Raw genomic sequence first — 26387 nt, 5'->3', positions numbered from 1 at the left:
CCGATTAGCAAAGCCTTGCCGTGGTGGCGAGAGGGAATTGTCGCGCGGAGATATTCATGACACTAACGCGACGTTCAGAACTCTGGTGTAAGGCCGGGGTCACGACGTTGAAACAACTTGGCGCGACAGGCATTGTCCTACAAAATCTACGCCTTGGAAGAGACCCATGTGACCGTCACCGGAGGCCAGCTCTCCGGGGGCAATCAGGGCAATGGCAAGCACCTTGTCGGTAAAGAGATCACGCTCGACACCGGGGACTGGGTGCCGGTGTCGATTTCGGACAACGATGATCATTTCGCCGATTCCGATGGCAGCCAGCGTCTGGCAGAACCGCTCGACTTCAACGGTGGCTCCTATTCCGGCAACCAGAAGGTCGAGGCCGAGTATACGCTTCAGGTCACCGACGGGAACGAGACCTATACGGTCATCGGGTTCAACATCAACGAACCGGGGGCCAAGAACGCCTATGGCACGGTTGAGGGGCTCGCCTTCATCGACAAGTTCCCGCCCGTGGGGACACCGCTCAAGGTGGTCAGCGCCTCCGAAGGTCCGGGCAAGAGCGCACAGCATCACGAGACCTATGCCCAGCCCCCCTGTTTCACCGCAGGCACGCTGATCGAGACGCCGGACGGTCTTGTGCCGGTCGAGGTCCTGCGCGAGGGGGATGCGGTGCTGACGCGCGATGCGGGCGCCCAGATCATCCGCTGGGCCGGGGCAGCCCATATCGACAGCGCGCGTCTGGCCGGGAATGCGCGCTTCCGCCCGGTTCTGATCCGCGCGGGCGCGCTGGCGCCGGGCCTGCCCATCCGGGACATGCAGGTGTCACGGCAACACCGGGTGCTGATGGAGGATTGGCGCGCCGATCTGCTCTTTGGCAGCACCGAGGTGCTCGCGGCGGCCGTGCATCTGGTCAATGACGACACGGTCCAGCATGTCTACGACCTGACCCCCGTTACCTATTACCACTTCATGTTCGACGCCCATCAGATTGTCCGCGCCGACGGGATCTGGGCCGAGAGCCTGCGGCCCGGACCCGCGGTGGTCTCGACCCTCGGGCGCGCCGCGCAGGAAGAGCTGTTCGAGATCTTCCCTGAGCTGCGCGAGGCTGAGGAGGCTCCCTTCCCCGCCGCGCGCCCCCTGCTGAGGGATTGGGAAACGGCAGTACTACTCCAGGCCTAGATCGCGAAACACCTGCGGCAGCATTTCGGGCAGATCTTCCGCGATCAGCCCCGGACCAAACGCGCGCGCGGCGTCCACATGGAGCCATGCGCCCGTCTCCGCGGCGGATTGCGGATCAAACCCGCGCGCGAGCAACCCCGTGATAATCCCGGCCAGCACATCCCCCGACCCCGCAGTCGCGAGCCAGGGTGCCGCGCGTTCGTAGACAGCGGCGTTGACGGCACATCGCCCGTCCGGGGATGCGATGACCGTATCTGGGCCCTTGAAAAGCACCGTGCAGCCCGCGCGCGCCGCCGCCGCCCGCGTGGCATCGACCTTGGAAAAGGCGGGCCCCGTGATGGGCGGGGCCGCAAGCTGTGCCGCGATATCCGGAAACAGCCGCGCGAACTCTCCACCATGGGGCGTCAGAACCACATCCGGGTGGAGCGTGTCGAACAGGTCCTGCGGGTCATCCGCGAAGGAGGTGAGCGCATCCGCGTCCAGCACCGTTGCCCGCTTCGCGGCAAGGGCAGCGAGGACCAGCGCGCGGGTATTCTCCCCCACGCCCAAACCCGGCCCGAGACAAAGCGCGTTCAGGCGCGCATCCTCCAGCGACGCCGCCAGATCCTCGGCCCCATTGCACCGCCGCAGCATGATCGCCGTCAGCTGTGTCGCGCATTCCATCATCGCCGATCCCGGCGCGCCCACCGTCACCAGCCCCGCCCCGACCCGGAGCGCCCCCCGCGCCGCAAGACGCGCAGCCCCGGACCGCCCCATGGGACCGGACAGGACAAGGGCATGCCCATGGCTGTATTTGTGGCGCCCCAAACCCTTGGCGATGGCGCCCCCGGAAGGCTCAGCCAGATGGGCGACCTCCCCCGCAGGGCCGCCCGTCAGACCAATATCCACCACAACCGTTTTCCGGCAACTGGCGGGCCCGTCCTCAAGGCAATGCCCGAGCTTTTGCCTGTGGAAAGAAACCGTCAGATCGGCCCGCCCCGCGACGCCCGGCGGCGCGTCGCCCTCCAGCCAACGCCCGCTATCCGCGCAGAGGCCACTGGGGATATCCACCGCAACGACCTTCGACCGGCTGCCCGTCAAGCCACGCGATGGCCCGGAGGTCAAAGCCATCGACATACGCCGAAATGGTAGAAAAGGACGCGCAAGCCCGGTTCCGAACAGCGCATCGATGCACAGCGCCGCGCTCCTGACTTCGTCGACCACTCCATCAAAAACCTGATCATCCAGTGGCGCAACCTGACCCAGAGCCCTCCAGCGGTCGTAATTGGTCCGCGCATCCGGGGGCAGCTTCTCCGGGTCACCATATAGAAAGACCTCGACCTCCCAGCCCTTCTCCTTCAGCAGCCGCGCCACCACAAACCCGTCGCCGCCATTATTGCCAGGGCCACACAGCACCATGGCACGCAAGCACTGCCGACCCTCTTCATTGTTCTCGAAATACTCCGGGGGTGCGGGGGCTGGCCCCCGCTGCGATCCCGCCAACTCAGGCCATTCCTCGAAAATCGCCGCGACGACGCCGCGCCCGGCGCGCTCCATCAGCTCCAGCCCGGTGACCGCACCGCTGTCGATCGCGGCCTGCTCGATGGCCCGCATTTGCGCCGCTGTGAGGAGGTCCGGCATCTCGCCCCTTCCAGTTGTTTTTCAGTTGCCCATTTCTGAGGCATGCTGCACAAATCGCAGACAGCGTCTGTCTTTTCGCAAGACACGGCCTAGTCCCGCCACGCTACCGAATTGTGGAGGGTAAATGAAAGTGTTCTGCAAAAGGCCACGGAATTAGAGGGAGTCGGGGGATGAAGAAAATCGAGGCTGTCATCAAGCCGTTCAAGCTCGATGAAGTGAAGGAAGCGCTCCAGGAGATTGGTGTTCAGGGGCTTTCCGTCGTCGAGGTCAAAGGCTTCGGACGCCAGAAAGGACATACAGAGCTCTACCGGGGCGCTGAATATGTCGTGGATTTTCTGCCCAAGGTGAAAATCGAAGTCGTTCTGTCCGATGATCAGGCCGAGGGCGCGATTGACGCCATCGTCGCTGCGGCCAAGACCGACAAGATCGGGGACGGCAAGATCTTCGTCTCGGCGGTCGAACAAGCCATCCGCATCCGAACCGGCGAGACCGGCGAAGACGCGCTCTGATAGCACGGCGCGGCCGCGCCCAGCGCCCGCGCAGCACAACAAACAACCCACACAACCGATTGAAAGGGAAAGGTCACATGAGCAAAGACGCTGTTCTCAAGACCATCAAGGACGAGGACGTCGAATATGTCGACATCCGCTTCACGGACCCGCGCGGCAAGCTGCAGCACGTGACGGTGATGTCCGACCAGGTGGACGCGGACTTCCTCGACGAAGGGTTCATGTTCGATGGCTCCTCCATTGCTGGCTGGAAATCCATCGACGAGTCGGACATGAAACTGATGCCCGACACCGAGAGCGCGTATATCGACCCGTTCTATGCCGAGAAGACCCTCTGCCTGCACTGCTCCATCGTCGAGCCCGACACGGGCGAGGCCTATGCCCGTGACCCGCGCGGCACCGCCGAGAAGGCCGAGGCATACCTGAAGTCCTCCGGCATTGGTGACGTGTCCTATTTCGGGCCCGAGGCGGAATTCTTCCTGTTTGACGACGTGCGCATGTCCGTCGAGATGAACAAGGTCTCCTTCGAGGTCGACGCTCAGGACGCAGCCTGGAATGGCGATGCCGAGTACGAGATGGGCAACATGGGCCACCGCCCGGGCGTCAAGGGCGGCTATTTCCCGGTCAACCCGACCGACGCGGCGCAGGATCTGCGCTCGGAAATGCTCTCGACCATGAAGCGCATGGGCATGAAGGTCGACAAGCACCACCACGAAGTGGCCTCCTGCCAGCACGAGCTTGGCCTGATCTTCGGCTCGCTGACCCATCAGGCGGATGAGCTGCAGAAGTACAAATACGTGATCCACAACGTCGCCCACGCCTATGGCAAATCGGCGACCTTCATGCCCAAGCCCATCGCAGGCGATAACGGCACCGGCATGCACGTGAACATGTCCATCTTCAAGGACGGCAAGCCGATCTTTGCGGGCGACAAATACGCGGACCTGTCTCAGGAAGCGCTGTGGTTCATCGGTGGCATCCTGAAGCACGCCAAGGCCCTGAACGCCTTCACCAACCCCTCGACCAACTCCTACAAGCGTTTGATCCCGGGCTTCGAAGCCCCCGTTCTGCGCGCGTACTCCGCCCGGAACCGCTCCGGCTGCGTGCGGATCCCGTGGGCCGAGAACCCCAAGGCCAAGCGCGTCGAGGCCCGCTTCCCCGACCCGGCGGCGAACCCCTATCTGTGCTTCGCGGCCCTGCTCATGGCTGGCCTCGACGGGATCAACAACAAGATCGATCCGGGCGAAGCCTCCGACAAGGATCTCTACGATCTGCCGCCGGAAGAGCTGGCCGGCATCCCGACCGTCTGTGCCTCGCTCCGCGAAGCCATGGACGAGCTCGAGAAGGATCACGAGTTCCTGCTGGCCGGTGACGTGTTCACCAAGGACCAGATCGAAGGCTACATGGAGCTCAAGTGGGAAGAGATCTACGCCTACGAGCACACGCCGCATCCGATGGAATACAAGCTGTACTACAGCTGCTGATCCACGGATCCGGACCAGATACGAAAGGGCGCCCCGGGGCGCCCTTTTTTTTGTCCGCACGCCCGCCCCGCCCGTCGGACATGCAAAAACGACATCGGAACAGGTCGCAATCCTGTCGGACAACCCGGCCCGCCGGCGGAACCCTGCGATGGCAGGAGGTCCGCCATGCACCAGCATTTTGCCGAAACGCGAAAGATCGATCCGGGACGCGGGGCTCGGCTGGCGGATGGCACGGCGAATGATCAGGACCGCATCGAGATCGGGCCGACGCGGCTGGCCTATGATGAATGGGAGGAAGCCGGGTTGACCCTGCCCGACCTGCCGACCATGCGTCGCTACAGGCTGGACCGGCTGGTCGCCCAGCTTCAGGCGCGCGCCATGGACGGCCTCTTGATGTTCGACCCGCTCAACATCCGCTATGCGACCGACAGCACGAACATGCAGCTCTGGAACACCCATAACCCGTTTCGGGCCGTGCTGGTCTGCGCGGATGGGCATATGGTCCTGTGGGATTACAAGAACGCGCCCTTTCTGGCCGAGCACAATTCTCTGGTGGCCGAGATCCGCTCTGGCGCCTCCATGTATTACTTCGCCCATGGGGAGGCAGGTCCCGAGGCCGCACGGGCATTTGCGGCGCAGGTCAGCGATGTTCTGACCGCGCGCGGGCTCGGATCGCGATTGGCGGTCGACAAGATCATGATCCGCGGGTTGCGGGCGCTCGAAGCGGCGGGGTTCGACGTGCATGAGGGCGAACCCCTCACCGAGCGCGCCCGCGCTATCAAGGGACCGGACGAGATCCTCGCCATGCGCTGCGCCATGCATGCCTGCGAGACCGCCGTGGCGCAGATGCACGCCGCCGCCCGCCCGGGGCTGAGCGAGGATGAGATCTGGGCGGTGCTGCATGCCGAGAACATCAAGCGCGGCGGCGAATGGATCGAGACCCGGTTGCTGGCCAGCGGGCCACGGACCAACCCCTGGTTCCAGGAATGCGGGCCGCGCGCGTTGCAGAAGAACGAGATCCTCGCCTTCGACACCGACCTGATCGGCAGCTACGGCATCTGCATCGACATCAGCCGCACCTGGTGGATCGGAGACGCCCGCCCCCGCCCGGACATGATCGCAGCGATGCAGCATGGGGTGGAGCATATCCGGACCAACATGGCGCTGTTGCAGCCCGGGACCCATTTCGACGCGCTGACCTTTGGCGGGCATCAACTCGCTCCGCGCTACGAGGCGCGGCGCTATTCCTGCCGGTTCCACGGGGTTGGTCTCTGCGATGAATGGCCCCTGATCACCTACAAGCAAGAGTTCACCCCCGGCGCCTTTGACGCCGTCGTCGAGCCCGGCATGGTGTTCTGCGTCGAGGCCGTGGTGGGCGAGGAGGATGGCGATTTTTGCATCAAGCTGGAGGATCAGGTCTTGGTCACCGAGGACGGGCCCGAGAACCTGACCAGCTATCCCTTCGATCCGGCGCTGTTGGGGCTGTGATCCCCCGGGGGCCGTCGCGCAGGGCGCGCTGGCCCTTCCGCCCATATGTTTCAGACCACCAACGCCTCGTCACCCTTGCGTGACGGGGCTGACACATGGGTTGCCGCAGGCCGCGCCGGGCCCCATTCTCAGGCTCCAACCACGGAGCTGCCCCATGCCGACGGAAAAACTCACATTCACAGGTCACGCTGGCGACACCCTCGCCGCGCGCCTCGATCTGCCCGAGGGTCCGCATCTGGCCACAGCACTCTTTGCCCATTGCTTCACCTGCTCCAAGGATATCCCGGCGGCGCGGCGCATTGCCCAGCGGTTGGCGGCCATGGGGATCGCGGTGCTGCGCTTTGACTTCACCGGGCTCGGGCATTCCGGCGGCGAGTTCAAGAACACCACCTTCAGCTCCAATGTCGGTGATCTGCATCGGGCCGCCGAAGCGCTGGCCGAGAAGGGCATGGCGCCGAGCCTGCTCATCGGGCACAGCCTCGGGGGTGCGGCGGTGCTCAAGGCGGCACGGGGCATCACCGGCATCAAGGCCGTGGCCACGATCGGCGCGCCCTTTGATCCTGAGCATGTCACCCATAACTTCACCGATGCCCTCGAAGAGATCGCCCAGACCGGCGAGGCCGAGGTCAAGCTGGGCGGACGGCCTTTCCACATCAAGAAAGCCTTTGTCGAGGATGTGGCCGCCGAACAGCTCGCCCCCGAGATCGGCGCGCTCAAGGCCGCGCTTCTGGTGCTGCATGCACCGCTCGACGCGCAGGTGGGGATCGAAAACGCGACGCAGATCTTCAGCGCCGCCAAGCACCCCAAGAGCTTTGTCACCCTCGATGACGCGGATCACCTGATCACCCGCGCCGAGGATGCCGAATACGCCGCCGAAGTGATCGCGGCCTGGGTCGGACGCTATCTCGACCTGCGCCCGCCCGCCCCGCCGCCCGGCGCGCCCGAGGGCATCACCCGGGTGGCCGAGGCCGATCCGGCTGGTTTTCTGCAGGATGTGAATGCGGGCCCGATCCACCACATCCAGGCCGATGAGCCCTTCGCCTATGGCGGCACCAATCGCGGCATGACCCCGTATCAGCTGGTGGCGGCGGGGCTTGGAGCCTGCACCTCGATGACCTTGCGGATGTATGCCCGACAGAAGGGCTGGCCGCTGACCCATGTGTCGGTCGACGTGATGCATGACAAGGTCCATGGCCAGGACGCCAAGGGCGAATACGACCGGATCGACAGCTTCAAGCGGCGCATCCATCTGGAGGGCGATCTGGATGAGGCCCAGAGAACGCGCCTGCTTGAGATCGCAGATAAATGCCCGGTCCACCGCACGTTGGAGGCCGGCGCCCAGATCGTGACAGAGCTGGCCGAGCCGGCAAAGGTCACCGCCTAGGCGCGGGCGTAACGGCTCGTCATGACATAGTCCTTGCGCGGCCCCGTCACCCGCCAGCGCGCCTGCCAGCGGGGCCAGTCGGCAAAGTCGTAGGTCACGTCATACTGGTCCGGATCGCAGAAATGCGCCGCCTCTGCCTGCGCGCCCAGCGAGAAGCGGTGAAAGAACCGGCCATCTGCGAAATGCACCGCGACGCCGCCCTCCTCGGGCTCCTCGGTCCAGTGATACTGGCGCGCGGCGGTGAAACTGGTGCCCTGGGCGAGGGTCAGCCGCCCCTCCTCGGCATAGCGCAACGCGCCCGGCCCCATGAGCGAAATCTGCGCCCGTCCGGTAAACCGCCCCGGCCCGCTCAGGGCATCGGCAATCTCGCGCTGGATCTGCCAGACCCCTTCAAATGCTGCAAATGAGATCATGTCCCGCCTTTGGCGCGCCTGCGACGGCCCGCAACCTTGTTCGTCCTGCTCATGCCCCGTATGACGCGCGCAAACCTGTTCAAAACGCAAGGCCCAGACATGATCCCTCGCTATTCCCGTCCCGATATGGTTGCCATCTGGTCGCCCGAGACCAAGTTCCGCATCTGGTACGAGATCGAGGCCCATGCCTGCGATGCGATGGCTGAGCTGGGCGTGATCCCCAAGGAGAACGCCGAGGCCGTCTGGAAAGCCAAGGATGTCGAATTTGACGTGGCCCGGATCGACGAGATCGAGGCCGTCACCAAGCATGACGTCATCGCCTTCCTGACCCATCTGGCCGAACATGTGGGCTCGGAAGAGGCGCGCTTCGTGCATCAGGGCATGACCTCGTCGGATGTGCTCGACACCTGTTTCAACGTGCAGCTCACCCGCGCCGCCGATATCCTGATCAAGGATCTCGAAGGGCTTCTGGCCGCGCTCAAGCGCCGGGCGATCGAACACAAGGATACGGTGCGGATCGGGCGGTCCCACGGGATCCATGCGGAACCCACCACCATGGGCCTGACCTTCGCGCGCTTCTATGCCGAGATGGACCGCAACCTGACCCGGATGCGCGATGCCCGCGCCGAGATCGCCACGGGCGCCATCTCGGGCGCGGTGGGCACCTTCGCCAATATCGACCCGGCGGTTGAAGAGCATGTCTGCGACCAGCTCGGCCTCGTGCCCGAACCGATCTCGACTCAGGTGATTCCGCGCGACCGTCATGCGGCGTTCTTCGCGACCATGGGCGTCGTGGCCTCCTCGATCGAGAATATCGCGGTCGAGATCCGGCACATGCAGCGGACCGAGGTTCTGGAAGGGGCGGAGTTCTTTTCCATGGGGCAGAAAGGCTCCTCGGCCATGCCGCATAAGAAGAACCCGGTTCTGACCGAGAACCTGACGGGGCTCGCGCGCATGGTGCGCTCGGCGGTGATTCCGGCGATGGAGAATGTCGCCCTCTGGCATGAGCGCGACATCTCGCATTCCTCGGTCGAGCGGATGATCGGGCCGGACGCGACCATCACCCTCGATTTCGCCCTCGCCCGCCTGACCTCGGTGGTCGACAAGATGCTGATCTTCCCCGAGAACATGCTCGACAACATGAACAAGTTCCCCGGCCTCGTCATGAGCCAGCGCGTGCTTCTGGCCCTGACACAGGCCGGTGTCAGCCGCGAGGACGCCTATACCTATGTGCAGCGCAACGCGCTGAAGGTTTGGGAGCATCGGACCGACTTCAAGGAGGAGCTGCTCGCTGATGCGGATGTGACCGCCGCCCTGAGCCCCGCCGAGATCGAGGAGAAATTCGATCTGGGGTATCACACCAAGCATGTGGACACGATTTTCGCCCGCGTTTTCGGCGAATGACGGGGAAATAGGCGCCCCGCAAAGCCATATCCGAAAAAAGGCTTTGCAGGGTGGGTTTCCGTGCTACCGTTTCCCCGTTCAAACACGGAGAGACGATATGCGCCTACCCGCGATTTTTACGGTTGCGATCCTCGCACTGACACCGGGCCTCGCCATGGCCGAGTGCAACTGGGGTCACAAGATGGAACAGACCGTCGCAAGCTGTGCCGAAGGCAAGACTTGGGACGCGACCACGCAGGCCTGTGTAGACCAGCTTTCGGGCTGATCTGACCGGGTGAGAGTTTTGAAAACGGCGCGCCCAGGCGGGCCGTTTTCTTTTGCGCCCCCGGGCCTATCTGTTGGAAAACCCATGAACAGGAGCGACCCGATGCGCTGGATCCTACTCGTTGGCCTCTGCCTGACCCCCGCGGCCGGTTTAGCCGCCGGAGGTGATGATTTCGCCCCGCCGGTGAAATCCGAAACGACCACAAGCTGCAGCGGCAGCACGGTCTGGGACGAGAAAACCCGCAGCTGCGTAAGCTCCAGCCAGAGCAGTCTGGGCGATGACCAGCGCCATGAGGCAGTCCGCGAGCTGGCCTATGCCGGGGCCTATGATCGCGCGCTGCAGGTGTTGGCGAGCTATGACAACCCGCAAGATCCCCGCGCCCTGACCTATCAGGGCTTCGTCGCCCGTAAGACCGGCGATCTAGACGGGGCCATGACCTATTATGCGGCGGCGCTGGCGCAGGACCCGGATTATCACCCGGCGCGCTCCTACCGCGCGCAGGGCTATCTCGAAATCGGCCAGCGGGCCGAGGCCGAGGCCGAGCTGCGCGAAATCAAGGCGCGCGGTGGGCGCGAGACCTGGGCGGCCTTCTCGCTGGCGCAGGCGCTGCGCTCAAACTCCGGTTACGCCTATTAAAATCTTGTTTGCCCTAACCGGGCGTTAAGCTTCGCCTGCGACACCTGTGGGAAACAGCGCAGGCGGAGTTTCGGGTGAGCACGACCACTGTATCTAAACCCAAGGCGCCCTCTGGAGGGGCGCTTGTGACGCTGACACGGCGGCAGAAAGCGGCTGTCGTGCTGCGTCTTCTTCTCGAGGATGGGCTGGCCCCGGACCTCACCGGGCTGAGCGCCCATCAGCAGGCAACCCTCGCCCAGGAGATGGGGCAGCTGAAACCGATCACGCGCGACGAGCTGCAATCAGTGGTTGGCGAGTTTCTGGGCGAGCTTGAGGAGCTGGGCCTGTCCTTCCCCAAGGGGCTTGGCGACGCGCTTGAGAAGCTTTCGGGACATATCTCGGACGAAGTGGCCCAGAACCTCCGGCAGGAGGCCGGTCTCAATGGCCAGACCTCGATCTGGGATCTGCTCTCGGAGATGGAGCCGGAGGCGATCGTCCCGCTGATCGACGGCGAGAGCGCCGAGATTTGCGCGGTGATCCTGTCCAAGATCAAGGTGGGCAAGGCCGCCGATGTGCTCGGGCTTCTGCCCGGGGCGCGGGCGCGGCGGATCACCTTCGCGATTTCCCAGACAAGCGGGATCAGCCCGGTTCTGGTGGACCAGATCGGGGAAAGCCTGCGGGTGCGGATCGAGAACACACCGGTCAGCGCCTTTACCAAGGACCCGGTGGCGCGGCTTGGGGATATCCTGAATTCCACGGCGGCCGCGACGCGGGACGACCTGCTCAGCAGCCTCGACGAAACCGATGAGGGCTTCGCCAATCAGGTCCGCAAGGCGATCTTCACCTTCGCCCATATCACCGAGCGGGTCTCGGCCCGCGATATCCCGGCCATCACCCGCGAAGTTGACGGCGACGTACTTGTGCGCGCGCTCGCTGCGGGCAGCGAGACCTATCCGGATGTGGTCAGCTTCATCCTCGAAAACATGTCCAAACGCATGGCTGACCAGCTTCGCGACAGCATGTCTGAAATGGGAGCCGTGCCCGAACGCGACGGCGAAATCGCCATGACCGATGTGGTCATGGCCATCCGCAAGCTGGAATCCGACGGCGAGATCACCCTGATCGCGCAGGAAGAATAGCGCGGCTTTCGCCTGACGCTCGGGGGGCATTGTCCATGGGGGATCCCGGGACTAGGCTGCGGTCATGCATGATACGTCCCCTCCCCCCGACACACCTCTCACCGCGCGCAGCTGGTTCGACATGGGCGGCGCGGAGGCTGGCCCCGTTCTACCCGAGGAACATGATTTCGCGCTCTGGGAAAAGCGCGTCGATGCGCTGGTGATCCTGTGCCAGGGCAAGGGGCTCTTCACCGTGGACGGGCTGCGCCGCGCGCTGGAGGATATGGGACCGGAGGCGTTCGAAACCATGAGCTATTACGAGCGCTGGGTCGCCTCGCTCCGCCGGAACCTGATCGAATCCGGGGCCGTCACCCCGACCGAGATCGCCGCCAAGATCGACGAGATCCGCGCCCGTGGGCTGAGCTATGGCGAGGTGACCGGCCGTGACTGACACCGCCCTGCCCCAGCGCGTGCGCGTCAAGACATGGGCCCCGCCGGGCCATATCCGCACGCCGGGCTACCTGCGCGGCAAGACCGGCGAGATCGAGCGCCGCCTGCCCGCCTTCCCGAACCCCGAGCTCTTGGCCTATCGCCTGCCCGCGCCGGAGGTGCCGCTCTTGCGGGTGCGCTTCACCATGGCCGAGATCTGGGGGGCGGACGCACCGCACCCGGATGACACGCTCGATGCCGAGATTTACGCCCATTGGTTGGAGCCCGCCGATGCCCCATGATCACGCCCACCCGCACCCGCATCGCCCGGATCAGGACGGCCCGCTGACCGAGGCCCAGCTGACGGAGATCGCTCTTCGCGAGTTGCTGATCGAAAAGGGTGTGCTGACCCCGGCGGAAGTGACCGCGCAGGTCACCGAGATGGACGCCCGCAGCCCGGCCAATGGCGCCGCCGTGGTCGCCCGGGCCTGGACCGATCCCGACTTTCGCGACCGGCTGCTCAGCGATGGCTCTGCCGCCTGCCGCGAGATGGGCTATGATATCGGGACGCTGAACCTGATCGCGGTCGAGAACACGCCCGAGACCCATAACGTCATCGTCTGCACCTTGTGCTCCTGCTATCCGCGCAACCTGCTGGGGCTGCCGCCGGATTGGTACAAAAGCCGCGCCTATCGCTCGCGGACGGTCCGGGATCCGCGCGGTGTGCTGGCGGAGTTCGGCACCACCCTGCCCGAGGGCGTCACCGTGCGCGTGCACGATTCCACCGCCGATATGCGCTACATCGTCGTGCCGGAGCGTCCCGCAGGGACTGAGGATCTGGATGCGGAGGGTCTCGCCGCGCTTGTGACGCGGGACGGCATGATCGGGGTGACGCGCCTCTGACGCGCAGCCAGCGGCCGCCGGATTACCTGACCCGTGCGGCGGCCACCATGGGCCCGTGCTTGTCTTCCTGCACGATCACAACGGCCAGACCGCCTTCGGGCTTGGGATGCCGAAAGGTCTTCTTGCTGCGTCCGTCCCACTTGCCCAGGTTCACCATCTCGCGCACCGTATTGGTATAGGTGATGGTCCGCCCGGCATTCTCGCCGCGCTTGATCTTGACGGTTTCCTTGGGCTCATAGCCGATCAGGCTGACGGTCATCTGTCCGCGCTTGCGCCCCGGTTCCAGCGTTACGACCACGGTGTTATTCGCCAGACGCGCGGCAATCTCGGCCCCGTCCGGCACGTCGCGATGCTTCTGCACGGTGTTGGCGACATCCATGGGCTTGAATCCGACCACATGATCCAGCCCTCCGATCACCATTTGCGGGGTATAGATGCTGCGCGCGCCCGCGGCCCGGGCATAGCCCTTTTGCCGCGCCGTATAGGCCGGGTCGGCGAAGATGTCCTTCCAGCCGATATAGTCCCAGTAATCCACATGGAGCGCGAGGGCGATCACATCCGCATTCTCGTCGAGCTTGGCCAGAAGCGCATCCGCCGGCGGGCAGGACGAGCAGCCTTGCGAGGTAAAGAGCTCAACAACCACGGTTTTTTCCGCCGCAACCGCAGGCGCGGCTGTCGTCACAGCAAAGGCAGTCCACAGGGCGAATAGCGTGCTCGTAATGCGCATGTCATGTCCTCGATTCTGTCTCAGTATTTAGACCAGCCCCCCTGACATCACCAATCAAGGAATTGCGAGATTTCGAGAGCTTTCTGAAATGCTTGGGATCGGGGGCGCGCGGTGGGCAAATATGCATACCATAGTATACACTCGCATTGAACCCGCTCGCAGCCCCCTTATATCTAGATCAACACGCCACCTCATCTTCACAACCCGGGAGCCATGTCATGCCTATTTCCGTCGGCCAGGATACCGCCAAGACCCGCAAGACGCTGCAGGTCGGGGACCAGTCGGTCTCTTACTATTCCATTCCCGCCGCGCAGGAGGCCGGCCTCGGGGATTTCTCGAACCTGCCCGCAGCGCTGAAAGTGGTGTTGGAGAACATGCTGCGGTTCGAGGATGGCGGGCGGACCGTCTCGGTCGAGGACATCAAGGCTTTTGCCGACTGGGCGTCGCAGGGCGGGCAGAACCCGCGCGAGATCGCCTACCGCCCGGCCCGGGTCCTGATGCAGGACTTTACCGGCGTGCCCGCCGTGGTCGACCTTGCCGCGATGCGGGACGGGATAGTCGGGCTCGGCGGCGATGCCGAGAAGATCAACCCGCTCAACCCGGTGGATCTGGTCATCGACCACTCGGTAATGATCGACGAATTCGGCAATCCACGCGCGTTTCAGATGAATGTGGACCGTGAGTATGAGCGCAATCTGGAGCGGTATACCTTCCTCAAATGGGGGCAATCGGCCTTCAACAATTTCCGCGTGGTCCCGCCGGGCACCGGGATCTGCCACCAGGTAAACCTGGAATACCTCGCCCAGACCGTCTGGACCGATACGGATCAGGACGGGGCCGAGGTGGCCTATCCCGACACGCTGGTGGGGACGGACAGCCACACGACCATGGTCAACGGAATGGCAGTGCTCGGTTGGGGCGTTGGCGGGATCGAGGCCGAGGCGGCCATGCTCGGCCAGCCGATCTCGATGCTGATCCCCGAGGTGGTGGGCTTCGAGCTGACCGGCCAGATGATGGAGGGGACCACGGGCACCGATCTTGTGCTGAAGGTGGTCGAGATGCTCCGCGCCAAGGGTGTGGTCGGCAAGTTCGTCGAATTCTACGGCGCCGGGCTCGACACGCTGCCCCTCGCGGACCGCGCCACCATCGCCAACATGGCCCCGGAATACGGCGCAACCTGCGGCTTCTTTCCGATCGATGGCGAGACCCTGCGCTACATGCGCACCACGGGCCGGGACGAGGCGCGGATCGCGCTGGTCGAAGCCTATGCCAAGGAGAACGGGCTGTGGCGCGGGGCGGATTACGCGCCGGTCTATACCGATACCCTGCATCTCGACATGGGGACCATCGTGCCCGCAATCTCGGGCCCGAAGCGGCCGCAGGATTTCGTGGCGCTGACCGATGCCAAGACCGCCTTTGCCCGCGAGATGGCCGAGACCTTTGATCGCCCCATGGACAAGACCGTCCCGGTCAAGGGCGAGGACTACACCATGGCCTCGGGCAAGGTCGTGATCGCCTCGATCACATCCTGTACCAACACGTCGAACCCCTATGTGATGATCGGCGCGGGTCTTGTGGCGCGCAAGGCGGTGGAGCTGGGGCTCGACCGCAAGCCTTGGGTGAAAACCTCGCTGGCACCGGGCTCGCAAGTGGTGTCGCAATATCTGGAGGCCGCGGGCCTGCAGGAGGATTTCGACAAGATCGGCTTCAACCTCGTGGGTTATGGCTGCACCACCTGCATCGGCAATTCGGGGCCGATCCAGTCCGAGATTTCCGAGGCGATTGCCGAGGGCGATCTGGTGGCCACTGCCGTGCTCTCGGGCAACCGGAACTTCGAGGGCCGGATCAGCCCGGATGTGCGCGCGAACTACCTCGCCTCCCCGCCGCTGGTGGTGGCCTATGCGCTCGCCGGGACGATGGATATTGACCTGACCTCCGAGCCGATCGGCACGGGCAAGGACGGGCAGGACGTGTTCCTCAAGGACATCTGGCCCAGCACACAAGAGATCGCCGAACTGGTCGAACAGACCGTCACCCGCGAGGCGTTCCAGACGAAATACGCCGATGTCTTCAAGGGTGACGAGAAATGGCAGAGCGTCGAGACCACGGACAGCCTGACCTATGACTGGCCCGCCAGCTCGACCTATGTGCAGAACCCGCCGTATTTCCAGGGCATGGGTGCCGAGGCCGGGACGATCCGCAACATCGAAGGGGCCAAGGTTCTGGCCATTCTCGGCGACATGATCACCACCGACCACATCTCGCCCGCGGGCTCGTTCAAGGAAAGCACACCCGCCGGGCGCTACCTCACCGAGCGGCAGGTGCAGCCGCGCGAGTTCAACTCCTATGGCTCCCGGCGCGGCAATCACGAGATCATGATGCGCGGCACCTTCGCCAATATCCGCATCAAGAACGAGATGCTGGACGGGGTCGAGGGCGGCTATACGCGCGGGCCGGACGGGGACCAGACCTCGATCTTCGAAGCCGCCATGGCCTATCAGGAAGCCGGCACGCCCCTCGTGATCTTCGGCGGCGAGCAATATGGCGCGGGCTCCAGCCGGGACTGGGCGGCCAAAGGTACTAGCCTCTTGGGTGTGAAGGCGGTGATCGCCGAAAGCTTCGAGCGGATCCACCGCTCCAACCTAGTGGGGATGGGCGTGATCCCCTTCGAGTTCACTGGCGACGACACCCGCAAAAGCCTCGGCCTGAAAGGCGATGAGACGGTGACCATCACCGGGCTCGAAGGCGAGATCGTACCCCAGTCGGAAATGCCCTGCACCATCACCTATGCAGATGGAACCACGCGCGAGATCCAGTTGAAATGCCGGATCGATACGGAGGTGGAGATCGAATATATCGAGAATGGCGGCGTGCTGCACTATGTGCTGCGCAACCTCGCCAAATCCGCAGCCTGACACCGCTTGGGCAGGGCGCCCGCATGCGCGCCCTGCCCGGTTCCCGGTGTAGTTCGGCCCGGGGCCCCTGCGGGGCTCAGACGCGGCGCGACCGGCGCATCCCAGCGCCGCCCAGCAGGCCGAGCCCGGCCAGCATCAGCCAGGCCGCAGCCGGCAGCGGGATCGGCGCGACGTCGACCGATGCGATCTTGAAGTTTACATCAAGCCGCGAGCGCTCGGGCGGCAGCGCCCCGTCAAATACGGCCGTCACGTCGCCGGTCAGGGTCCAGCTGTCATCAAAGGCCAGATCGGTCACGGCGAGATAGTTGGCATTGGCCGAGCCGCCGCCCACATAGCCCAGATCCGGGATCGCCATGCCGTTGATGAGCATGTTGCTCAGGGTGATCGTGTTGGTGTCATCCTCGCTGCGGGCACGGATGAACAGCGTATCGATCGCATCGAACGCATCCGGTGCCACCATCGTGGTCGAGCTCGCCGAGGCGGTCTGGGTGGTCAGACTGAGCGACAGGCTGTCGGTCAGGGCGTCATAGGCAAAGGTGAAATCCACCGCCTCGCCACTGGTCCACGCCCACTGCTGGACATCCTGCGGGCTACCCGGCGGGTTCTGAACACCGACTTCCCAATCGCCGCCCAGACCGGCGGTCCCGCCCCGGATCTCGCCGACGGCGGCCTCACAATCGGTATTCGACACGCCCTGATTGCACTGGGCATTGAAGGTGCTGTCGCCGACAAAACTGCTGGTGGTGGCTGCCTGACCCAGGCTGGATCCAAGCAGAAGGGCCGCGGTGGTCGCGGCAATCTTTATATACATCATCACACTCTCTGATACTTAACACCCCTCTGGTTAATAAAAGGAGGGATTTGAGTCAATTCTGACAGAGGGCGTGGTTAACCCGCGCGGATCAGGCCTCGGCCAAAGCGGGCCGGATGTAGTCGCGCACGGTGTCGGACAGCACAGGTCCCGCATATCGCAGCAGGATCCGACCTTCGCCATCGAGCACATAGGTCTCGGGCAAGCCGGTCAGGTTCCAGTCCCGATAGGTCGCCATCGTGCCATCGGACCCGAGCTTGGTGAAGGGGGAGCCCAGCTCGGCCAGAAAGGCGAGACTGTCAGCCTCAAGATCGCGATGGGTGATCCCGTGGATCGGGATCCCCTCGGCGGCCAACCCCATCAGGGCCGGATGCTCTGCCCGGCACGGCGCGCACCAGCTCGCCCACCAATTGACCAGCTTGGGTCCTGGCGCCTTGAGGTCGGGATAGGTCAGAAAGGCTTGATCCCGCAGGGGCCCCAGGGTCAGCGGCGGTGCCAGACGCCCTGCCCGCGCACCGGGCTCCGGCTCCGGGGGCGCTGGCTGCATCAGCAATGACGATGAGAGGTAGCCTGCTCCGGCGCTGAGCGTGACCGCGCCGCCAAAGAGCAGGAGGTTACGCCTTTTCATTCGCCTCTTTGCGCGCCTTCTCGAACGCCCGCAACTGCGCGCGGACTTTGCGTCCTTTGGCGATGGTCAGCGCCACGAGGATCCCCAGAAGGGTCAGCGACACCAGATAGGCCATGGAGACCTCGAACGCGTATTTCCCGAGATCCGGCATCACGCGGACTGCCGTTCCCGCAGGCGCAGCGCCGACAGACGCCGGGTGCGGATCTCGGTCCGGGTGCGCAGCAGCAGCAGCGTCACAAAGAGCAGGACAAACCCGGCCAGGCAGAAGAGCAGCGGCTGATAGAACACGTCCGCCACGTTCTTTTCCTTGTCCAGCGACAGGGACGCGCCCTGATGCAGGCCCTGGTTCCAGAAATTCGCCGCGTAGCGGCTGAGCACCGCAAAGACCGAGCCCACCAGGCACAGGATCGAGGTCAGATCGGCCGCCGTGTCAGAGTTTTCGATCGCGGACCAGAGCGCGATATAGCCCAGATAAAAGAGAAACAGGATCAGGAAGGAGGTCAGGCGCGGATCCCATTCCCACCATGTGCCCCACATCGGTTGGCCCCAGATCGCCCCGGTAAAGAGCGCGATCAGCGTCATCACCACGCCGATGGGCGCTGCGGCCTTGGCGGCCAGAACCGAGACATGGTGTCGCCGGATCAGCCAGATCAGCGAGGTGACCAGCATCATCACCCAGATGTTGATCGCCATCATCGCCGAGGGCACGTGGAGATAGATGATCTTCACGGTGGATCCCTGACGGAAATCATCGGGCGTGAAGAAGAAGCCCCAGACAAGACCGACCAGCAGGCAGATCGCCGTCAGGCCCGCCGTGTAGGGCAGGATTGCAGCCGAGGTCTGCATGAACTTCTTCGGATTGGCGTATTCCCAGAGTGACATGAGCTCGAAGGTAGGGTGCTGGCGCGAGGGTCGCAACGCGACAAAAGCCGCGTTGCCTAGCGCAGGTTGATACGGATTGCCGCAGCCGCCGCGAAGGGCAGCAGCGCGATGGTGCCGAGGGTGATCCCCGCCAGCATGAGAAGCGGGGTCGAGATGTCGAAACCGTCCACCGCCCGACGCACGGTTTCGGCCCCGAAGATCAGCGTCGGCACATAGAGCGGCAGCACCAGCAGCGACAAGAGAAGCCCGCCGCGTTTCAGCCCTACGGTCAGGGCCGCGCCGAAGGTGCCGATCATGCTCAGGGCCGGGGTCCCGACGGCCAGCGAGATCACCAGCCAGGGGAACCCCGCAGGGTCGAGGTTCAGCAGCACCGCCAACACCGGCGCCAGCAGCGTGAGCGGCAGCCCCGTGGTCAGCCAATGGGCCAGCGCCTTGACCGCCACCAGACCCTCCAGCGGCAGCGGAGCCGTGACCAGCAGGTCGAGCGAGCCATCCTCGAAGTCGAGTTGAAAGATCCGGTCGAGGGACAAAAGGCACGCCAACAACGCCCCGACCCAGAGCACCCCGCTCGCCACTTCGCTCAGGATCCCCGTATCCGGGCCGACCCCGAACGGCACCAGCACCGTCACGATCAGGAAAAAGGCAAGGCTCAGGCCAAAGCCTCCGCCCGCCTTGACCGCTAGGGCCAGATCCCGGAGCAGGAGCGCCTTCACAGGAAGGCCTCGTCGATCTCGGCTTCCTCGGCGGGGGCCGCAGCCTTGTAGGGCGCGAGATCCAGCACCCGCGCCTCGATCCCCAGCTCGATATGGGTCGCCATCAGCGCCATGCCCCCCGTGGCCAGATGCCCTGAGATCATCTCGCCGAAGAGCGCCACATTGGCCGCATCCAGCGAGACCGTCGGCTCGTCAAGGATCCAGATCGGGCGCCCGGTGACCATCATTCGCGCCAGACCCAGCCGGCGTTTCTGCCCCGCCGAAAGGTCCTGCGCCTGCCGGTCCGCGAGCGGGCCAAGCGCATAGAGGTCCAGCGCGGGGGCGATATCGGCCACCCCGTAGACCTGCGCCCAGAAGGCGAGGTTCTGGGTCACGGTGAGCGGCCCTTTCAACCCGTCCGCATGGCCCGCATAGGCCATGGCATCCTCGGGCGCGTCCACCTGCCCGGCCACGGGTGGCTGCAGCCCGGCAATCGTGCGCAGAAGGGTCGTCTTGCCGATCCCGTTCGGGCCGCGCAGCACCACCGCCTCGCCGGGGGCCAGCACAAAGCTCACCCCTTCGATGACGGTCAGGCCGCCGCGCTGGCAGCTCAGGTTTTCGACACGCAATTCCACGGCTTGGGCTTAGCGGATGCACGCATTCCGGGAAAGCGATTTCCTCAGGGCGTCTCGACCACGGGCAGCAGCGCGAGACCGACCCGGCGTCCCTCGGACAAAAGCACGTTATAGGTCCGGCAGGCCGCCGGGCTCGACATCACCTCGAGCCCGATCCCCTGTCCCTCCACCGCGTCGCGAAACCCGGCGGGCGCATGGGCGATCTCGGCCCCCATGCCGAGAAAGAGCACGTCGATCTCTTCGGCGTTGACCGGGCCCAGATCCTCCAGCCCGCCCCAGCGCTGCACCCCGGCGGGCGAGAGATAGAGCGCGCCCTGATGCACCTCACCGCCCACACGAAAGAAGCCGGGGCCATAGCCCTCGACCGGCTGGGCGTCGGAATAGACAACTTCGTTCAAGCGCATGGCGGCTCCTTCAGAATTCGATCGGCAGGCCGAGGATCGCGGCGGCTGCGATGATAACATAGGCGGTGACGCGGTATAGTCCGGCCCGGCCCGGGGTGAACAGCATCCGCCCCAGTGTGGTCCCGATGGCATAGGGGATCAGCAAGAGCAGCCCGAGGCTCACCGCGCCCGGCGGGACCGCGCCCTGCAGCGCCATGACCGGCAGGAAGGCGAGCGAGCTGAAGGTCAGCACGAGGATCGTATTGGCCCGACTGCGGGCGGCCTCGTCCTGCCCGCCGAGCTGAAAGAGCACCACCACCGGCCCGTTGAGCCCCGTCGCTCCGCCGAGAAACCCGACACCCGTACCCACCGACAACCATGTGCGCGGCCCCGGCGCACGGGTGTAGCGCAGCCCCGCGATCAGCGCGATGAGCGTCGCGATCACCACACCCGAAACCGCCCATTGCAACACCGCGCCCGAGCTGTGGTTCAACACCCAGACCCCGGGAAACACCGCCAGCACTGCCGCGGCCAGCATCGTCCCCGCCGCCTTCAGATCAGCGGCGCGCAGCGCCCCGGGCACAACCGTGAACACCGATGACAGGGCCGATAAAGAAAACGCCCCCACCGCGAGGGAGGGGGCGATGAAGATCGTCGCCAGCGGCATGAAGATCAGCGCTGCGCCAAACCCGGCAAACCCGTAGATCAGGCCCGCCAGCGCCGAAATCCCGCAGAGCCAGAAAAGGCCGGGCGTTGCCAGCCCGGCCGCCAGCATCTCAGGCATCGATATTGGCGTATTGGTTGCCCTTGTTGGCATCGGGCTTCGACCAGTCCCGCTTCACCCCGAGATAGAGCAGGATCGCCGAGGCCACGAAGACCGAGGAATAGGTCCCGATGATGACACCCCAAATCATGGCAAAGACAAAGCCCCGGATCACATCCCCGCCGAGGATATAGAGCGAGATCAGCGCCAGCAGCGTGGTCACGGAGGTCATGACCGTCCGGCTGAGCGTCTCGTTGATGGACTGGTTGAGCACCTCCATCAGGGTCTTTTTCTTGTACTTGATCAGGTTCTCGCGCACCCGGTCGAACACGACCACCGTGTCGTTCAGCGAATAGCCCACGATGGTCAGCAGCGCCGCGATGATCGCGAGGTCAAACCGGATCTGCAGCAGGCTGAACACCCCGATGGTCAAGAGCACGTCATGGACCAGCGCCGCCACCGCCCCGACCGAGAACTGCCATTCGAAGCGCAACCAGATGTAGAGCAGCACCGCCCCGATCGCGAGCACCACGGCGATGATCGCCGACTGGATCAGCTCGCCCGAGACCTTGGGCCCCACGCTCTCGACGCTGGGAAAGGTCATGTCCGGATAGACCGACTGGAGCGCGCCCTCGATGGCGAGGATGGTCTCCGGTGTCACGCTCTCCTGCCCTTCCTGAGCCTGGATGCGGACCATGGCCACATTGCGCTCGGGCCCGAAGGTCGGATCGAACACCTCGGTGATCGAGATATCCCCCAGATCCAACGAGCCGATAGCGTCGCGATAGGCGCCCACATCGACCGCTTGCGTGCTCTCGGTCCGGATGGTCGTCCCGCCCCGGAAGTCGATCCCGAAATTCAGGCCGACCACGGCGAAGATCACGATGGCCGCGATGACGGCGGCGACGGACGCCCCGAAAGTGACCTTCCAGTAGCGGAAGAAATCATAGGAGGTCTCGGTGGGAACTAGCTTGAGACGCATGGCTCAGACCTCGATCGTTTTGGGGCGTTTGCGCTCGAACCACATGATCACGAGCAGACGGGTGACGAAGATGGCCGTGAAGACCGAGGTGAGGATGCCGAGCCCCAGCGTGATCGAGAAACCGCGCACCGGACCGGAGCCCATCACGAACAGGATCACCGCTGTGATGAATGTGGTGATGTTCGCGTCGAGGATCGCGCTCAGGGCCTTCTCATAGCCGAGCTCGATCGCCCGGGCCGGGCCACGCGCGGTCTTGAGCTCTTCGCGGATCCGCTCGAAGATCAGGACGTTGGCATCCACCGCCATCCCGATGGTCAGCACGATCCCCGCGATCCCCGGCAGGGTCAGGGTCGCGCCGATCATGCTCAGCAGGCCAAAGATCAGGCCGACATTGATGATGAGCGCGATATTGGCGAAAACCCCGAACAGGCCGTAACTCAGGAACATGAAGAGCAGCACACCCGCAAAGGCCACGAGACAGGCGATGGTGCCTGCATCGATGCTGTCCTGACCGAGCTCTGGGCCGATGGTCCGTTCCTCGAGAAAGATCATCTCGGCGGGCAGTGCCCCGGCCCGTAGCAGAACCGCGAGCTGGGTGCTTTCCTCGACAGAGAAACTCCCCGTGATGATCCCCGAGCCGCCGGGGATATGGGACTGGATGACCGGGGCCGAGATGACCTCGCTATCCAGCACGATGGCAAAGGGCAGGCCGATATTCTCGGCCGTGTAATCGCCGAAAAGCCGCGCGCCCGTGGGGTTGAACCGGAAGTTCACCGCCGGGCGGCCGTTCTGGTCAAAGGCCGGCTGCGCATCGGTCAGCTGGTCGCCGGAGACGACCGGCGTCTGTTCGAGGATGTAATAGGTGTTCGGCTCGTCGATCGAGGGCAGCAGCATGTTGCGCGGCCCCGGCGCGGCGTCGGCGTCGCCGGTCCGGTTGACCACCGGGTGGAAGGTCAGGCGCGCGGTGGTGCCGATGATTTCCTTGAGCTCGGCGGCCGAGCCGATCCCCGGCACCTGGATCAGGACCCGGTCCTCGCCCTGACGCTGGATCGTGGGCTCGCGGGTGCCGACCTCGTCCACGCGGCGGCGGATGATCTCGAGGCTCTGCTGCAGGGTCCGGTCATCGGTCGCCTGCCGCTCGGCTTCGGATAATTGCACAATGAGATCAGCACCTTCGAAGGAGACCTCAATGTCCGTGGACCCGACCCCCGTAAGCGAGGTCACCGGCTGTGCCAGACCGCGCACGATGGCGACGGCGCGGGTGATCTCGGCTGGTTCCGAGATCCGCACGCGGAGCTGGTCGGGCGGGCTGTCCTGACGCCGGATGGTCCCGATCGTCGCGCGGGCCTCGCGCAGGGCGTCGCGGACATCGGGCCAGAGCCCGTCCATCCGGTCCGCATAGACATCGGCCACCTGCACCTCGGCCAGCAGATGCGCGCCGCCGCGCAGGTCGAGCCCGAGATTCACAAGGCTCGACGGCAGGATATCGGGCCACTGGCCCAGATCCGCTGCGATTTCCCCCGTCTCGGCCGCGCCGGCCTCGACCAGCTTGGCGGCGTCATTATGGGTCTCGACCCGGCTGTAGAACGCGTTGGGCATCGCAAAGGACAGTCCCAAAAGGACTAGCCCCCAGATAACAACCCGTTTCCAAAGGGGAATTTGCAGCATCTCTGGATCAGCTCGCCGGTTCGGTCTTGGTCAGAACCTGCTGGATCGTGTGGCGCACCACGCGCACCTCGGTGCCGGACGCGATCTCGACCTTGACCTCGTTGTCATCGACAACCTTGGTCACCTTGGCGATCAGGCCGCCTTGGGTCACGATCTGGTCCCCGCGCCGCAGCGCCTCTACCATCGCCTTGTGTTCCTTCACTTTTTTCTGCTGCGGACGGATCAGCAGGAAATACATGATGGCAAAAATCAGGATCAGCGGAATGAAGGAGGTAAAGGCCCCTCCGGCGCCCGCGGCTTGGGCGTAGGCAGGTGTGACGAACATGAATGTCCCCTCGGTCAGAAGCTCTGTTTAGGGCGGCCCCCCGCCCGGTCAATCGGCGCGCACCGTATAGACGGGCCCACCGGCATTCAAGGCAGATAAGGCGCGCGCGGGGCCGCAGCAAGCACCGAAATCCGGCGTCTGCGATCCGTCGGCTTTTTGTCGGACATCTGTCGGACATGTGTCGGGCAAAATGTCGGACCCCCAAATGTTGTGTTTTGACCGACAATCCGCGAGGTTGGGCGCATTGGTTGAGGTGATCCGCGCCCGTGAGTGACAAACGCAAGAACGATGTGATGACGTGGCTCGGCCTGCCCACCGAGTTCAACTTCGCCACCGGACGCCCCTTGGGCAGGATCCTAGGCTGGGGCGCGGTTGGGCTCTATGGAACGATTGTTCTGCTGCTCGCGACGGGGCTGATTGTCGTCGTCGCCGCGACCCTCGCGCATTTCGTCGAGGTCAAAACGTCTTGGGAGGGATATCGATGGTCCCTCCTGACCATCGCGACGCTGACCGCCACCCTCGGGGCGGCCATCGCCCTGCCCATGACCATCCTGAAAACCCGCTACACCCAGCGCCAGACCGTGGCGGCGGAGCAGAACCTGATTACCGACCGGATCAATCAGGCTGTGGCGGGGCTGGGCGCGGAGAAGGTCGTCAAGGTCCTGACTCAAGGCGCCGATGGCGAGGCCCGGGTCGTCGAGCGGAGCGCACCGAATATCGAGGTGCGCGTGGGCGCTATCCTGTCGCTTGAACGGATCTCCATCTCCAGCCCACCGGACCATGTGCGGATCATGGAGATCCTGTGTGCCTATGTGCGGGAGAATGCTTGCATTGTCCCGGTCAAAGAGAACCCCAAGAAGCCTGAGGACTGGAAACAGCGCACCGATACGCAAATGGCCCTGACCGTGATCGGGCGGCGCGGGCCGGACAAGATCACTCTGGAGCAGGCCAGAGGCTACGCACTCGACCTGCGCGGGGCGGATGTGCAGCTTGCGGATATGTCAGAAGGGGCATGGCAAAAAGCCCGCCTGTCCGATGCCGTGATGGCGCGCGCCCTCCTTTTCAACGCGAACTTGCAGGAGGCCAACCTCTGGGACGCGAACTTGCAGCAGGCCAACCTCTGGGACGCGAACTTGCAGGAGGCCAAGCTCGGGGGCGCGAACTTGCAGGAGGCCGGCCTCTGGGACGCGAACTTGCAGGAGGCCGACCTCGGGGGCGCGAACTTGCAGGAGGCCGACCTCGGGGGCGCGAACTTGCAGGAGGCCAAGCTCGGGGACGCGAACCTGCAGGAGGCCAAGCTCGGGGGCGCGAACTTGCAGGAGGCCAAGCTCGGGGGCGCGAACTTGCAGCAGGCCAAGCTCGGGGGCGCGAACTTGCAGGAGGCCAAGCTCGGGGGCGCGAACTTGCAGCAGGCCAACCTCTGGGCCGCGAACTTGCAGGAGGCCAATCTCGGAGGCGCGAACTTGCAGGAGGCCAACCTCGGGCGCGCGAACCTGCAGGAGGCCAGCCTCGGGCACGCGAACCTGCAGGAGGCCAAGCTCGGGGGCGCGAACCTGCAGGAGGCCAACCTCTGGTCCGCGAACTTGCAGGAGGCCAGCCTCGGGCGAACGAACCTGCAGTGGGCCAAGCTCTGGGACGCGAAGCTCAACTCTGCCAATCTGAGAAACTGGACAATTGCGCGCACGTTTCTCAGATCGGCAGAGTTCACAGACAGTCAAAACCTGTCACAGGAGTCTGTCAATTCGGCTTTTGGTGTCGCGTCAGGGATTGGGCAGACGGTCTTGCCGGACGGGGTCACGCCCCCCGAGCATTGGCACATCGGCGAAGATGCGCAGGAAGACAGCGACGCGCATCTTAAGGCGGCCTGGGACGCTTACCAAGACTGGCTCGCGTCTCTTCCAGAGGACAGGGACGACACTTCCCCCTAGCCCTCAACGGGACACCGCGCCCTGAGCCCAGCCACGCCGCGGAGCATGGCATCGCGTCCGCATTTTCCCCTGTCCAACGATTGGCTGACCGGGCGGTCGCGCCCCGCCATATATCGACCGAGACCGGCGGCTGACCGACCCGGGTGACCGGGTTCAGCGCGGCAGTGACGGGCCAGCGGAGCGCCCGGGGACGTTAACCATTTGTTAGGCAATTCTTTGACAGGGCCGCGATGCCCA

General features: G+C 64.6%; 28 protein-coding genes. 14 read left to right on the top strand and 14 right to left on the bottom strand.

The features are described 5' to 3' along the window. Positions 1-132 precede the first annotated feature (132 nt). Complete coding sequence (locus tag ACP15I_RS02805; RefSeq protein ID WP_424973808.1) at positions 133-1179, top strand: Hint domain-containing protein; 1047 nt, start codon at positions 133-135, stop codon at positions 1177-1179. Here ACP15I_RS02805 and ACP15I_RS02800 read toward each other — a convergent pair. After that, a complete protein-coding gene (locus ACP15I_RS02800) occupies positions 1165-2799 on the bottom strand; it encodes an NAD(P)H-hydrate dehydratase (protein WP_424973807.1) in 1635 nt (544 codons plus the stop codon). The genes ACP15I_RS02805 and ACP15I_RS02800 overlap by 15 nt on opposite strands. Before the next feature lie 170 nt (positions 2800-2969). Between ACP15I_RS02800 and ACP15I_RS02795 the strand changes: the two genes are divergently transcribed. The 4 genes from ACP15I_RS02795 to ACP15I_RS02780 all read left to right on the top strand — a co-directional run bounded on the left by ACP15I_RS02795 (position 2970) and on the right by ACP15I_RS02780 (position 7664). Then, on the top strand, positions 2970-3308 hold the full coding sequence (locus tag ACP15I_RS02795; protein WP_424964474.1) for a P-II family nitrogen regulator: 339 nt from the start codon (positions 2970-2972) through the stop codon (positions 3306-3308). A gap of 77 nt (positions 3309-3385) precedes the next feature. Beyond that, a complete protein-coding gene (gene glnA / locus ACP15I_RS02790; RefSeq protein WP_424964475.1) occupies positions 3386-4792 on the top strand; it encodes a type I glutamate--ammonia ligase in 1407 nt (468 codons plus the stop codon). Positions 4793-4957: 165 nt separating this feature from the next. Continuing rightward, positions 4958-6280 (top strand): dimethylsulfonioproprionate lyase DddP, encoded by a 1323-nt coding sequence (gene dddP, locus ACP15I_RS02785; protein ID WP_424973806.1) that lies wholly within the window; start codon positions 4958-4960, stop codon positions 6278-6280. A gap of 154 nt (positions 6281-6434) precedes the next feature. Further along, on the top strand, positions 6435-7664 hold the full coding sequence (locus tag ACP15I_RS02780) for an alpha/beta fold hydrolase (RefSeq protein WP_424973805.1): 1230 nt from the start codon (positions 6435-6437) through the stop codon (positions 7662-7664). Here the strand turns inward: ACP15I_RS02780 and ACP15I_RS02775 are convergent. Beyond that, positions 7661-8077, bottom strand: a complete 417-nt coding sequence (locus ACP15I_RS02775; RefSeq protein ID WP_424973804.1) for a DUF6314 family protein — start codon at positions 8075-8077, stop codon at positions 7661-7663. The genes ACP15I_RS02780 and ACP15I_RS02775 overlap by 4 nt on opposite strands. Positions 8078-8176: 99 nt before the next feature. Between ACP15I_RS02775 and purB the strand changes: the two genes are divergently transcribed. From purB to nthA, 7 genes are all read left to right on the top strand, one after another. Continuing rightward, the gene (gene purB / locus ACP15I_RS02770; protein ID WP_424973803.1) at positions 8177-9481 is read left to right on the top strand and encodes an adenylosuccinate lyase; all 1305 of its coding nucleotides are present in this window, start codon (positions 8177-8179) and stop codon (positions 9479-9481) included. Between the two features lie 97 nt (positions 9482-9578). Beyond that, positions 9579-9746 carry a hypothetical protein gene (locus ACP15I_RS02765; RefSeq protein ID WP_424964480.1) on the top strand — a complete coding sequence of 56 codons (168 nt, stop codon included), beginning with the start codon at positions 9579-9581 and terminating at the stop codon, positions 9744-9746. A 102-nt stretch (positions 9747-9848) separates the two neighbouring features. Beyond that, positions 9849-10382 (top strand): tetratricopeptide repeat protein, encoded by a 534-nt coding sequence (locus ACP15I_RS02760; RefSeq protein ID WP_424973802.1) that lies wholly within the window; start codon positions 9849-9851, stop codon positions 10380-10382. A gap of 125 nt (positions 10383-10507) precedes the next feature. Next, entirely contained in the window at positions 10508-11500 is a 993-nt protein-coding gene (locus ACP15I_RS02755; RefSeq protein WP_424973801.1) for a flagellar motor switch protein FliG, read from the top strand. Between the two features lie 64 nt (positions 11501-11564). Then, a complete protein-coding gene (locus tag ACP15I_RS02750) occupies positions 11565-11930 on the top strand; it encodes a ScnB-like protein (protein WP_424973800.1) in 366 nt (121 codons plus the stop codon). Then, a complete protein-coding gene (locus ACP15I_RS02745; protein ID WP_424964484.1) occupies positions 11923-12210 on the top strand; it encodes an SH3-like domain-containing protein in 288 nt (95 codons plus the stop codon). The genes ACP15I_RS02750 and ACP15I_RS02745 overlap by 8 nt, the downstream gene beginning before the upstream one ends. Further along, complete coding sequence (gene nthA, locus ACP15I_RS02740; RefSeq protein WP_424973799.1) at positions 12200-12811, top strand: nitrile hydratase subunit alpha; 612 nt, start codon at positions 12200-12202, stop codon at positions 12809-12811. Before ACP15I_RS02745 ends, nthA begins: the two co-directional genes overlap by 11 nt. Positions 12812-12833: 22 nt before the next feature. Here the strand turns inward: nthA and ACP15I_RS02735 are convergent, their stop codons facing one another. Next, positions 12834-13538 carry a DUF1223 domain-containing protein gene (locus ACP15I_RS02735; RefSeq protein ID WP_424973798.1) on the bottom strand — a complete coding sequence of 235 codons (705 nt, stop codon included), beginning with the start codon at positions 13536-13538 and terminating at the stop codon, positions 12834-12836. A 218-nt stretch (positions 13539-13756) separates the two neighbouring features. Here ACP15I_RS02735 and acnA point away from each other — a divergent pair, with 218 nt between their 5' ends. Further along, a complete protein-coding gene (gene acnA, locus ACP15I_RS02730; protein ID WP_424973797.1) occupies positions 13757-16453 on the top strand; it encodes an aconitate hydratase AcnA in 2697 nt (898 codons plus the stop codon). 76 nt (positions 16454-16529) lie between these two features. Here acnA and ACP15I_RS02725 read toward each other — a convergent pair whose 3' ends face one another. From ACP15I_RS02725 to yajC, 11 genes are all read right to left on the bottom strand, one after another. Then, entirely contained in the window at positions 16530-17267 is a 738-nt protein-coding gene (locus tag ACP15I_RS02725) for a choice-of-anchor W domain-containing protein (RefSeq protein ID WP_424973796.1), read from the bottom strand. A gap of 88 nt (positions 17268-17355) precedes the next feature. Continuing rightward, positions 17356-17892 (bottom strand): redoxin family protein, encoded by a 537-nt coding sequence (locus ACP15I_RS02720; RefSeq protein WP_424973795.1) that lies wholly within the window; start codon positions 17890-17892, stop codon positions 17356-17358. Further along, positions 17879-18043 (bottom strand): heme exporter protein CcmD, encoded by a 165-nt coding sequence (gene ccmD, locus ACP15I_RS02715; protein ID WP_424964490.1) that lies wholly within the window; start codon positions 18041-18043, stop codon positions 17879-17881. Before ccmD ends, ACP15I_RS02720 begins: the two co-directional genes overlap by 14 nt. Next, entirely contained in the window at positions 18043-18774 is a 732-nt protein-coding gene (locus ACP15I_RS02710) for a heme ABC transporter permease (RefSeq protein WP_424964491.1), read from the bottom strand. The genes ccmD and ACP15I_RS02710 overlap by 1 nt, the downstream gene beginning before the upstream one ends. A 56-nt stretch (positions 18775-18830) precedes the next feature. Continuing rightward, a complete protein-coding gene (ccmB, locus tag ACP15I_RS02705; protein ID WP_424964492.1) occupies positions 18831-19487 on the bottom strand; it encodes a heme exporter protein CcmB in 657 nt (218 codons plus the stop codon). Next, complete coding sequence (gene ccmA, locus ACP15I_RS02700; RefSeq protein WP_424973793.1) at positions 19484-20101, bottom strand: heme ABC exporter ATP-binding protein CcmA; 618 nt, start codon at positions 20099-20101, stop codon at positions 19484-19486. The genes ccmB and ccmA overlap by 4 nt, the downstream gene beginning before the upstream one ends. Before the next feature lie 44 nt (positions 20102-20145). After that, positions 20146-20505: an Mth938-like domain-containing protein gene (locus ACP15I_RS02695; protein ID WP_424964494.1), complete on the bottom strand. Its 360-nt coding sequence runs from the start codon at positions 20503-20505 to the stop codon at positions 20146-20148. Positions 20506-20515: 10 nt separating this feature from the next. After that, the gene (locus ACP15I_RS02690) at positions 20516-21268 is read right to left on the bottom strand and encodes a TSUP family transporter (protein ID WP_424973792.1); all 753 of its coding nucleotides are present in this window, start codon (positions 21266-21268) and stop codon (positions 20516-20518) included. Then, entirely contained in the window at positions 21261-22229 is a 969-nt protein-coding gene (gene secF, locus ACP15I_RS02685) for a protein translocase subunit SecF (protein ID WP_424973791.1), read from the bottom strand. The genes ACP15I_RS02690 and secF overlap by 8 nt, the downstream gene beginning before the upstream one ends. Positions 22230-22232: 3 nt before the next feature. Then, positions 22233-23897, bottom strand: a complete 1665-nt coding sequence (gene secD / locus ACP15I_RS02680; RefSeq protein WP_424964497.1) for a protein translocase subunit SecD — start codon at positions 23895-23897, stop codon at positions 22233-22235. Positions 23898-23904: 7 nt separating this feature from the next. Continuing rightward, complete coding sequence (yajC, locus tag ACP15I_RS02675) at positions 23905-24222, bottom strand: preprotein translocase subunit YajC (protein ID WP_424964498.1); 318 nt, start codon at positions 24220-24222, stop codon at positions 23905-23907. Between the two features lie 266 nt (positions 24223-24488). On the opposite strand from yajC, the gene ACP15I_RS02670 reads away from it, so the two are divergent. Then, entirely contained in the window at positions 24489-26150 is a 1662-nt protein-coding gene (locus ACP15I_RS02670) for a pentapeptide repeat-containing protein (protein ID WP_424973790.1), read from the top strand. Positions 26151-26387: the final 237 nt, after the last annotated feature.

This window comes from Dinoroseobacter sp. S124A, from assembly GCF_049801015.1.
GTDB lineage: Bacteria > Pseudomonadota > Alphaproteobacteria > Rhodobacterales > Rhodobacteraceae > Dinoroseobacter.
This window is presented reverse-complemented; position numbering and strand designations above follow the sequence as displayed.